The sequence below is a fragment of the Fretibacterium sp. genome, from assembly GCF_057312375.1.
In genome coordinates this window covers 1-2,824 of record NZ_DBHLDX010000115.1, presented here as the reverse complement: position 1 = coordinate 2,824, position 2,824 = coordinate 1, and the positions used below count along the sequence as shown (strand labels likewise).

General features: G+C 68.3%; 4 protein-coding genes. 1 reads left to right on the top strand and 3 read right to left on the bottom strand.

Translation table 11 applies throughout. The features are described 5' to 3' along the window. The 3 genes from ACO41U_RS10250 to ACO41U_RS10240 form a co-directional block, all read right to left on the bottom strand. Window positions 1–361: ABC transporter permease family protein (locus ACO41U_RS10250; protein WP_485943727.1), on the bottom strand; the 361-nt coding region annotated here is incomplete at its 3' end. Beyond that, window positions 358–1,233 carry a PstC family ABC transporter permease gene (locus ACO41U_RS10245; protein ID WP_485943725.1) on the bottom strand — a complete coding sequence of 292 codons (876 nt, stop codon included), beginning with the start codon at window positions 1,231–1,233 and terminating at the stop codon, window positions 358–360. The genes ACO41U_RS10250 and ACO41U_RS10245, both read right to left, overlap by 4 nt. Window positions 1,234–1,237: 4 nt before the next feature. Continuing rightward, window positions 1,238–2,077, bottom strand: a complete 840-nt coding sequence (locus ACO41U_RS10240; protein ID WP_485943723.1) for a phosphate ABC transporter substrate-binding protein — start codon at window positions 2,075–2,077, stop codon at window positions 1,238–1,240. Between the two features lie 504 nt (window positions 2,078–2,581). On the opposite strand from ACO41U_RS10240, the gene ACO41U_RS10235 reads away from it, so the two are divergent. Beyond that, a partial coding sequence (locus tag ACO41U_RS10235) for a hypothetical protein (protein ID WP_485943721.1) occupies window positions 2,582–2,824 on the top strand: 243 nt, incomplete at its 3' end.

The following is a 2,824-nucleotide window of genomic DNA, read 5'->3' as shown; positions in this document are numbered from 1 at the left end:
CGATGGAGGGGACCCCCGCCAGCACGTCCACGCACCCGCCTATCCAGTCCCTCTCTCCGGGGCCCGCGAAGCAGGCCAGGTAGACGCCGCAGGCCAGGCCCGGCGCCAACGCCAGGGACATCGTGACGGCCAGCAGGAACAGCGTCCCCGCAGCCGCGGGCCAGATGCCGCCCCACACGGGCCGGCCCGCGAGGATCGCATCGAGTGGCGGCGTGCTGCCGAAGAACAGCCTCAGGTTCACCGCGGGCAGCCCCCGCGCCAGCAGGAAGAGGACCAGCCCCGACAGGGAGAGGACCGCCCCCAGCATCGCGGTCCACCCCAGGGCCAGCAGGAGCTTCTCCCGAAGAAAGCGCGCCCTCATGGCCTGACGTCCCCCGACGCCTCCCGGGACAGGCGCCGGGCCACCAGGCTGAACGCGGCGCAGGCCAGGAGGAGCAGCGCCCCCGCCAGGAGCAACGACAGGTGCTCGCCGCCGCCGATGTCGCTCGACAGGACCAGGGCGATGTGGGCCGTGAGCGTCCGCATGGAGCTCAGGGGCGAGAGGGCGAACTGGATGGCGTTGCCGGCCAGCATCGTGGGGATCAGCGCGTCTCCCAGCGCACGGCCCAGGCCCAGCACGGCGGCGGACAGCATGGAGCGCTTCGCCAGGGGCAGGGCGACGCGGCTCAGGCACTCCAGGGGCGTCATGCCCAGGGCGGCGGCGGTCAGCGACGTCTGCGCCACAAGGCTTCGAACCCCGCCGTCCATGACGAAGGTCATGGTGGGCAGGCCCTGAAGCGTCAGGACGAGACAGGCCGCCAGCCAGCAGAAACCCGTCCCTCCCAGCGCCCCGCGGATGAGCGGCACGAGGACGAAGACGGCGGCGAAGCCGTAGACCACGGTGGGCACCGCCGTCATCAGCCTCAAACACCCCATCAGGAGGGACGCGAGGGGACGCGGCGCCATGCCGTTCAGCATACAGCAGCAGCCCAGCGCCAGGAACCACCCCAGGAGGAGCGAGGAGAGCGCCAGCAGGACTGAGGCGTGGACCATAGGCAGGATGCCGAAGCGGCCCCCCGCCGGGTTCCAGAGGCGCCCCAGGAGGGCCAGGCCCCGCCCCTCCGACAGGGCGGCGAGGCCCGAGATCAGGATGAAGGCGATGACGGTCCCCAGGAGGCCCGACACGGAGAGCGCCAGGGCGCGCAGGAGGGCGGGGACCTCCCGGTCCCCGCCCCGAACGGCTCCGCAGCGCACGGCGCTACTTCCCCGGCCTGGGGATGGGGATGTAGCCGCTCTTCTCGATGATCTTCGCCCCCGCGTCGCTGTAGATGTAGTCGATGAAGGCCGCCGTGAGGCCCGAAGGGTCGCCCTTGGTGTTCATGAAGAGCTGGCGCACGACGGGATACTCACCGGACGCCGCATTCTCCTGGGAGGGGACGTGCCCGTCGATGGCGACCCCGGCGATGGTCTGGTCCAGGTGTCCGATGCCCACGTAGCCGATGGCCCGCGGGTCCTGAGCGATGGCAGTCTTCATAGCGCCGTTGGAGCTCACGACGTTGACCGTAGGGGCCAGCTCCGCCTTGCCCAGCAGCTTATCGGTGAAGGTCTCCCTCGTGCCGCTGCCGTCCTCGCGTCCGTAGACGTCGATGGCTCCAGGCTCTCCGCCCAGGTCCTTCCAGTCCTTGATCTCGCCGGTGTAGATCTTTGCCACCTGCTCTCCCGTCAAGCTCTTGACCGGATTGTCCGGGTGAACCGCCAGCGCCACCCCGTCGATGGCGAAGGGGAAGGTCTTGAGCCCGTACTGCTCGACCTCCTTCTCCTTGAGGGGACGGCCCGTGTTGCCGATGCCGACGAGCCCCTCGCCGACCTGCTTGACCCCGACGCCGCTGCCGCCGCCGGCGACGGTGATGCGGATCTTCGGGTTGAAGGTCATGATGTCCTGGGCCGCCTGAGTCATCACCGGGATGTGGGCCGTCCCTCCGGCGATGTCCAGCGTGCCCTCGAGGTCCTTGAAGGCGTCGAGGGGTTCGGCCTCCGCCACGGCGGCGGCCAGGAGCAGAGCGCACAGGGCAAAAACTCTTCCGAACGTCTTGAGCATGATTCCCGTTCCTTTCCATATCTTTGTCTTTTGCGACCTTTGGCAATGTTTTTCTCATTTTGGCTCGTCGAAGCAACGGGCGCCTTCCTGTTCGGGCAAGCCGCAGCGCACCGCGCGTCCCCACAAGGGGGGCGCGTCGGGACCTCGTTCCATTTCTCAATCATCCGTCGACGAGCAGCCAGCCGCAACGAGGGCGTGCACAGCCAGACGTCGGGCAGGGCGGGCAAAAACGACGAAGGATCGATGGATTGGGAACTTGGAACTGCGGGCAGGGTGATCAGGGGGGATTAAAGGACAGGGGAGCCCGACGAAATGCAGCCCGTGCATCCTCCGTCGACGCGTCAGCTGAAACCGCCCATTGAGCTCCCCTCCTCCGGCTTGAAATGCAGCCTCATTATAGCAGAAGGAGCCTGCGGCACGCGGCGCGCCTCTGGGGGAACATCGATCCGCCTCCCGTCGAGTATAATGTCGGTGAAGGCAGCACAAGCCGAAAGGGACGATAGCATGCCCGGACTGAGGGGAATCGACAACATCAAGAAGGCGATGGAGCGGCGGGAGAGGGAGCGCGACGAGAGCCTGAAGCTCGCCCTCGAGGCCGAGAGGGATGAGGTAGCGACCAGGCCTGAGGCTTCGGGCACGGAAGCGCCCTGCGACCTTGAGCGCCGCCTCGCCGAACGGCTGGCCGACCAGAGGAGAGCCGCCGAGGAACGCGCCGCAGCGTGGAGGACGGGAGCGACAGCCGGCGCG